At 72.4% G+C, this 8,409-nt stretch carries 1 protein-coding gene; it reads left to right on the forward strand.

Features of this window, described 5'->3' with window-relative positions; translation table 11 throughout:
• On the forward strand, positions 1 to 8,409 hold an 8,409-nt coding region (locus ACZ4V1_RS35635; RefSeq protein ID WP_468345260.1), incomplete at both ends, for a type I polyketide synthase.

Below are 8,409 nucleotides of genomic sequence, written 5' to 3' on the forward strand. Positions count from 1 at the left end.
TACCGGAATCTGCGGCAGACGGTCCGTTTCGAGTCTGCGGTCCGTGAGCTGGTCGGTGCGGGCTTCGGTGTCTTCGTCGAGGTCAGCTCCCACCCCGTCCTCCTCCAGCCGGTGACGGAGATCGCCGACGCGGCCGATGTCTCGCCGGTCCTCGTCGGGTCGCTGCGTCGGGGTGAGGGTGGTATGCGGCGCATGCTGTCCTCCCTGGCCGAGGCGTTCGTGCGCGGAGTGCACGTCGACTGGGCGGCCGTACTGCCTGCCGGTGTCGCCGGTGGGCCGCGTGTGGAGCTGCCGACGTACGCCTTCGACCACGAGCACTACTGGATCGAGATGACGGGCGCCGACACCGATGTCGCCTCCGTCGGTCTTGCCTCCACCGACCATCCCCTCCTCGGCGCCGTCGTCGAGCTGCCGCAGTCGGACGGGCTGGTCTTCACTTCCCGCCTGTCGCTGCGCACGCACCCGTGGCTCGCGGACCACGCGATCCAGGGCTCGGTCGTCATCCCCGGCACCATCTACGTCGACCTGGCCATCCGCGCCGGTGACGGGTTCGGCTGCGGTGTGCTGGACGAGCTCGTGATCGGGGCACCGCTCGTGCTTCCCGAGGGCGAGGCCGTCCGGGTCCAGGTCGCTGTGGGTGGTGCCGACGAGTCCGGTCGTCGCACGGTGGGCGTGTACGCGTGCCGTGGTGACGCCGTCGAGGACGGTGGGCAGGTGTGGACCCGGCACGCGTCGGGCGTGCTGTCTCCGGCGAGTCCGGCGAGTCCGGAATCTTTGGGGGCGCGGTTCGATTTCGCGCAGTGGCCGCCGGCCGGTGCGCAGCCGGTCGACATCGACGGCTTCTACGAGGGCCTGGCCGAGCGTGGTTACGCGTACGGGCCGGCGTTCCAGGGTCTGCGTGCCGTCTGGCGCCGGGGCGAGGAGCTCTTCGCCGAGGCCGCCCTGCCGCGTGAGCCCCGACAGGACGCGGGCCGCTTCGGTCTGCACCCGGCGCTCCTGGACGCCGCCCTGCACACGAACGCCTTCGTGGCGCGGGAGGACGACGGCCGGAACGTCCTGCCGTTCGCGTGGAACGGTGTGGTGCTGCAGGCGGCGGGCGCTGCGGCGTTGCGGGTGCGGGTTGCTCCGTGTGGTCCGGACGCGTTGTCGTTCGATGCGGCGGATGAGTCGGGTGCTCCGGTGCTGACGATGGATTCGCTGGTGTCGCGGCCGGTGTCGGTGGAGCAGTTGGACGCCGCGGGTGCGGGTGCGGGTATCGGTGCGGGTGTGGATTCGCTGTTCCGGCTGGAGTGGGCTGAGCTGTCGGGGGTTTCGGTCTCCGGTGGTGGGCCCGCCTCGGTCATGGTGAGCGACGCGGCGGATGTGGCGTCGCTGGCTGCCGGTGGTGTGGTGCCGTCGGTGGCGGTGCTCGAGGCCGTGGACGGTGCCGATGCTTCCGGTGCTGTCGGGCTGCTGGGCCGGGTGCTGGGTGTGTTGCAGACATGGCTGGCGGAGCCTGGTTGTGCGGAGTCGCCGCTGGTGGTGGTGACGCGTGATGCGGTGCCGGCCGGTGGGTCCGAGGTGCTGGATGCCGCTGGTGCTGCGGTGTGGGGTCTGGTGCGGGCCGCGCAGGCGGAGTATCCGGACCGGGTCGTGCTGGTGGATGTGGAGCCGGGCGTCGAGGTCGGTTCTGATCTCGTGTCGGGTGTGCTGGCGACGGGTGAGCCGCAGGTGGCGGTGCGTGGTGCGGTGGCGTCGGTGCCGCGTCTGGCGCGTGCCGGTGCTGTGGCCGGTTCCGGCGAGGCGGTGTTCGATCCCGAGGGTGCGGTTCTGATCACGGGTGGTACGGGCTCCCTCGCGGGTGTGCTGGCCCGGCACTTGGTGTCCATGCATGGTGTGCGGCATCTGGTGCTGGCGAGCCGTCGTGGTACGAGTGCCGAGGGCGCTGCCGAGCTGGTGGCGGAGCTGTCGGCGCAGGGCGCTACGGCGACGGTCGTGGCCTGTGACGTCTCCGACCGTGACGCTGTCGCCGGGCTGCTGGACGGGATCTCCGCCGAGCGCCGTCTGAGCGGTGTGATCCACACGGCCGGCGTCCTCGACGACGGTGTCCTCGCATCCCTCACCGATGAGCGCATCGCGGGCGTCTTCGCCCCGAAGGCCGCCGCCGCCCATCACCTGGACGAGCTGACGCGTGGCCTGGAGCTGGACGCTTTCGTGGTGTTCTCCTCCGCGGCCGGCATCTTCGGCTCGGCGGGTCAGGCCAACTACGCCGCCGCCAACGCCTACCTCGACGCCCTCATGCTCCGCCGTCGCTCGGCGGGCCTGCCGGGCGTCTCCCTCGCCTGGGGCCTCTGGGAGCAGGTCACCGGTCTCACCGGTCACCTGGCCGCGGTCGACCAGGCCCGTATGGGCCGTGGTGGTGTCCTCGCCCTGTCCTCCGCCGAGGGCATGGAGCACTTCGACTCCGCAGTGGCCGATGACGAGGCGCTGCTGGTCCCCATCAAGATGGACCTGCGTGCCGTACGGGCCGAGGCCACGGCCGGCGGCGGCGTGCAGCCGGTGCTGCGCGGTCTGGTGCGTCCGGGCCGCCGCGCGGCCCAGGCAGCCGGTGCGGGCGACCGCAACGCCCTCGCCCAGCGGCTGGCGGGCCTCACGCCCGCCGACCAGGAGAAGGCACTACTCGAGATCATCGCCGCTGAGGCCATGGACGTGCTCGGCGTCAACGTCGGCGACCTGGCCCAGGGCGGTCGGGGCTTCAGCGAGATCGGCTTCGACTCGCTGACGGCGGTCGAACTGCGCAACCGCCTCAGCGCGACCACCGGCGTGAAGCTCCCCGCCACGCTGATCTTCGACTACCCGGCCCCGCGCGCCCTCGCGCGCTACCTGCGCGACGAGTTCGGCGGCCGGACGGCCGCGGTGGCCCCCGCCGCGCCCACCACCGCCTCCACGGGCGACGACCCGATCGTCATCGTAGGTATGGCCTGCCGCCTGCCCGGCGGGGTCGCCGGCCCGGAGGACCTGTGGCGGATGGTGCACGAAGGCCGTGACGGCATGTCCGGCTTCCCGACGGACCGCGGCTGGAACCTCGACGGGCTCTTCGACTCCGACCCGGAGCACGCGGGCACGTCCTACGTCCAGCAGGGCGGTTTCCTCCACGAGGCCGGGCGCTTCGACGCGGGATTCTTCGGGATCTCGCCGCGCGAGGCCACGGCGATGGACCCGCAGCAGCGACTGCTCCTGGAGACCTCGTGGGAGGTCTTCGAACGTGCGGGCATCGACCCGACCCAGACGCAGGACACGAACATCGGTGTCTTCTCCGGCGTCTCGATCCACGACTACCTCGGTGCGCTCGAGCAGGTGCCGGAGGAGTTCGAGGGCTTCGCGACGACCGCCATCGCCGGCAGCGTCGCCTCCGGCCGCGTCTCGTACGTGTTCGGCTTCGAGGGTCCCGCGGTGACCGTGGACACGGCCTGCTCGTCGTCGCTGGTGGCGATCCACCTGGCGGCGCAGGCGCTGCGGCAGGGCGAGTGCACGATGGCCCTCGCCGGAGGCGTGGCCGTCATGGGGTCCCCGGCCGGTGTGCTGGGCTTCTCGCGCCAGCGCGGCTTGGCCGCCGACGGCCGTATCAAGGCCTTCTCCGCCACCGCCGACGGTACGGTCCTCTCCGAAGGCGTGGGTGTCGTCCTGCTGGAGCGGCTCTCGGACGCCCGCAGGAACGGCCACCAGATCCTTGCCGTCGTCCGCGGTTCGGCCATCAACCAGGACGGCGCGTCGAACGGCTTGACGGCTCCGAACGGTCCGGCGCAGCAGCGCGTGATCCGCAAGGCCCTCGCCGACGCCGGTCTGACGCCGGCGGACGTCGACGCCGTCGAGGCGCACGGTACGGGGACGACGCTGGGCGATCCGATCGAGGCGCAGGCGCTGCTGGCCACGTACGGCCAGGGCCGTGCGGAGGGCCGGCCGCTCTGGCTCGGTTCGCTGAAGTCGAACATCGGTCACGCGCAGGCCGCCGCCGGTGTGGCGAGCGTGATCAAGTCGGTCGCGTCGATGCGGCACGGCGTCCTTCCGGCCACCCTGCACGTCGACGAGCCGACTCCGCAGGTCGACTGGACGGCGGGTGCGGTCGAGCTGCTGACCGAGGAGCGTGCGTGGCCCGAGTCCGAGCGTCCGCGACGCGTGGGCATCTCGTCGTTCGGTGTCAGTGGTACCAACGCCCACCTCATCCTGGAGCAGGCGCCGCAAGAGGTCTCCGCGACCGAGGTGCGTCCATCCCCCGAGGGTGACGCGGTTCTGCCGTTCGTCGTGTCGGCGAAGAGCGCGGCAGCGCTCGCCGGGCAGGCGCAGCGGCTGGTGGAGTTCGTGGAGACGTCGCTCGTGGAGACCCCGCCCGAGGAGGCGGAGTCCGGCGGGACGGTGCCCGCCGCGGACGCTGCGAACGTCCCGCTCGCCGGCCTGGCCGCCTCCCTCCTCTCCGACCGCGCGCTCCTCTCGGACCGGGCGGTGGCCGTGGCCGCGAGCCGCGGGGAACTCCTCGCCCGTCTGCGCGTGCTGGCCGCCGGCGAGTCCGGCCCCGGGGCCACCTCCGGCACCCGCACGGGTACGGGAAAACTGGTCCTGGTCTTCCCGGGCCAGGGCGCGCAGCGCGCAGGCATGGGGCGCGAACTCCACGCCCGCTACCCCGTCTTCGCCGAGGCACTCGATCAGGCGTGCGCGGAGCTCGACACGGCCCTCGCCGGATGGGTGGCCCGCCCGGTCCGCGAGCTCATCCTCGCCGAGGACGGCGCCGACGCGCGTCTGCTGGACCAGACGGTGTACACGCAGGCGGCCCTCTTCGCCGTCGAGACGGCGCTGTTCCGGCTCGTCGAGTCGTGGGGTATCCGCCCCGACGTGGTGATGGGCCACTCGATCGGCGAGGTCAGCGCCGCGTACGCGGCCGGCATGCTGTCGCTGAGGGACGCCGCCACGATGGTCGCGGCCCGCGGTCGCCTGATGCAGGCCCTTCCGACCGGTGGCGCGATGGTGGCAGTGGCGGCGGGCGAGGACGAGGTCCGCGCCCTGCTCGCCTCCAGCGCCGCCTCGGGTGTCGACATCGCCGCCGTCAACGGACCAGCGTCCGTCGTCCTCTCCGGCGACGAAGGCACCGTGCTCGAACTGGCCGAGCGCCTCGAGGCGTCGGGCCGCAAGACCAAGCGTCTCGCGGTGTCGCACGCGTTCCACTCCGCCCATATGGACGCGATGCTCGCCGAGTTCGGCGAGGAACTGGCCGCCGTCACGTGGCAGCCGGCGAGCATCCCCGTCGTCTCGAACGTCACGGGCCGCGTCGTCGAGGACGACCTGATGCGGACCACGGAGTACTGGGTGGAGCACGTACGCCGCCCCGTGCTCTTCGCCGCCGGTGCCCGCGCCGCGTGGGAACACGGTGGCCAGGTCTTCCTGGAGCTCGGCCCCGGTGCCTCCCTGACCGGGCTCGTCCGGGAATCGGCCGCGGAGGCGGACACCGCGGACGCGGCGGACGTCGTCTGCGTCCCCGCGATGCGGGACGGGCGAGACGAACGCCAGACGCTCCTCGACGCCCTCGCCGAAGCCTTCGTGCGCGGGGTGGACGTCGACTGGACGGCCGTACTGCCTGCCGGTGTCGCCGGTGGGCCGCGCGTGGAGCTGCCGACGTACGCCTTCGACCACGAGCACTACTGGCTGCGGACGGCGGACGCTCCCTCGGACGCCACATCCCTCGGTCTCTCGGCCACCGGCCATCCGCTGCTCGGCGCGAAGGTCGACGTTCCGTCGACCGGTGGACTGCTCTTCACCTCCCGCCTGTCGCTGCGCACGCACCCGTGGCTCGCGGACCACGCCGTCCAGGGCGTGGTCCTGGTACCGGGGACGGCGTACGTGGACCTCGTGGTCCGGGCCGGCGACGAATTCGGCTGCGGTGTGCTGGACGAGCTGGTCATCGACGCACCGCTCGTGCTTCCCGAGGGCGAGGCCGTCCGGGTCCAGGTCGCTGTGGGTGGTGCCGACGAGTCCGGTCGTCGCACGGTGGGCGTGTACGCGTGCCGTGGTGACGCCGTCGAGGACGGTGGGCAGGTGTGGACCCGGCACGCGTCGGGCGTGCTGTCTCCGGCGAGTCCGGCGAGTCCGGAATCTTTGGGGGCGCGGTTCGATTTCGCGCAGTGGCCGCCGGCCGGTGCGGAGCCGGTCGACATCGACGGCTTCTACGAGGGCCTGGCCGAGCGTGGTTACGCGTACGGGCCGGCGTTCCAGGGTCTGCGTGCCGTGTGGCGCCGGGGTGAGGAGCTCTTCGCCGAGGCCGCCCTGCCGGAGGAACTGAGCGGGGACGCGGGCCGGTTCGGGCTGCACCCGGCGCTGTTCGACGCTGCCCTGCAGACGGTGTCGGCGGGCCGCGACGGCCAGGACGGGGCCGAGGCCGAGGATGGCATCGCGCTGCCGTTCGCGTGGAACGGTGTGGTGCTGCAGGCGGCGGGCGCTGCGGCGTTGCGGGTGCGGGTTGCTCCGTGTGGTCCGGACGCGTTGTCGTTCGATGCGGCGGATGAGTCGGGTGCTCCGGTGCTGACGATGGATTCGCTGGTGTCGCGGCCGGTGTCGGTGGAGCAGTTGGACGCCGCGGGTGCGGGTGCGGGTGCGGATGTCGGTGCGGGTGTGGATTCGCTGTTCCGGCTGGAGTGGCCTGAGCTGTCGGGGGTTTCGGTCTCCGGTGGTGGGGATGCTCCGGGGGCCGTGGTGGCGGATGCAGCTGATGTGGCGTCGCTGGTCGAGGGTGGTCTGGTGCCGCCGGTCGCGGTCTTCGAGGCCGTCGAGGGTGCCGATGCCGATGGCAGTGGTGCTGTGGGTCTGTTGAGCCGTGTGCTGGATGTCTTGCAGTCGTGGCTGGTGGCGCCTGGGTTTGAGGAGTCGCCGCTGGTGGTGGTGACGCGTGGCGCGGTGCCGGCCGGTGGGTCCGAGGTGCTGGATGCCTCTGGTGCTGCGGTGTGGGGTCTGGTGCGGGCCGCGCAGGCGGAGTATCCGGACCGGGTCGTGCTGCTGGATGTGGAGCCGGGCGTCGACGTGGGCTCCGATCTCCTCGCGGGTGTGCTGGCGACGGGTGAGCCGCAGGTGGCGGTGCGTGGCGCGGTGGCGTCGGTGCCGCGTCTGGCGCGTGCCGGTGCTGTGGCCGGTTCCGGCGAGGCGGTGTTCGATCCCGAGGGTGCCGTTCTGGTCACGGGTGGTACGGGTTCCCTCGCGGGTGTGCTGGCCCGGCATCTGGTGTCTGCGCACGGGGTGCGTCATCTGGTGCTGGCGAGCCGTCGTGGTCCGGCGGTTGAGGGCGCTGCCGAGCTGGTGGCGGAGCTGTCGGCGCAGGGCGCTACGGCGACGATCGTGGCCTGTGACGTCTCCGACCGTGACGCTGTCGCCGGGCTGCTGGACGGGATCTCCGCCGAGCGCCGTCTGAGCGGTGTGATCCACACGGCCGGCGTCCTCGACGACTGCCTGCTGGGCGCGTTGAACGAGGACCGCCTCGAGACCGTGTTCGCCCCGAAGGCCGCCGCTGCCCATCACCTGGACGAGCTGACGCGTGGTCTGGAGCTGGACGCTTTCGTGGTGTTCTCCTCCGCGGCCGGCATCTTCGGCTCGGCGGGTCAGGCCAACTACGCCGCCGCCAACGCCTACCTCGACGCCCTCATGCTCCGCCGTCGTTCGGCGGGCCTGCCGGGCGTCTCCCTCGCCTGGGGCCTCTGGTCCCAGACGTCCGGTGGCATGACCGGTCACCTGGGCGCCACCGACCAGGCCCGTATGGGCCGTGGTGGTGTCCTCGCCCTGTCCTCCGCCGAGGGCATGGAACTCTTCGACTCGGCCGTCGCGGGGGAGCAGGCCTTGCTGGTCCCGATGAAGATGGACCTGCGTGCCGTACGGGCCGAGGCCACGGCCGGCGGCGTCGTGCAGCCGGTGCTGCGCGGTCTGGTCCGCCTGGGCCGTCGTACGGTCCAGGCTGGTGCGGGCGACCGCAACGCCCTCGCCCAGCGGCTGGCGGGCGTCACGCCCGCCGACCAGGAGAAGACTCTGCTCGACCTGGTCCGCACCCACACGGCGACCGTGCTGGGACACGCCACGGTCGAGCGCGTCGACGCGGACAAGGCGTTCAAGGACGCGGGCTTCGACTCGCTGACGGCGGTCGAGCTGCGCAACCGGCTCAACACGGCGACGGGCGTGAAGCTCCCCGCCACGCTGATTTTCGACTACCCGACCCCGCGCGCCCTCGCGCGCTACCTGCGCGACGGGTTCGGCGGACGCGCGTCCGCCGACGTTCCCGTCGCTCCGGCCGCCGCCGTCTCGACGGACGACGACCCGATCGTGATCGTGGGTATGGCGTGCCGTCTCCCCGGTGGTGTGGCGGGTCCGGAGGATCTGTGGCGGATGGTGTCCGAGGGTCGGGAG

The sequence above is a fragment of the Streptomyces sp. NPDC028991 genome (assembly GCF_055564775.1).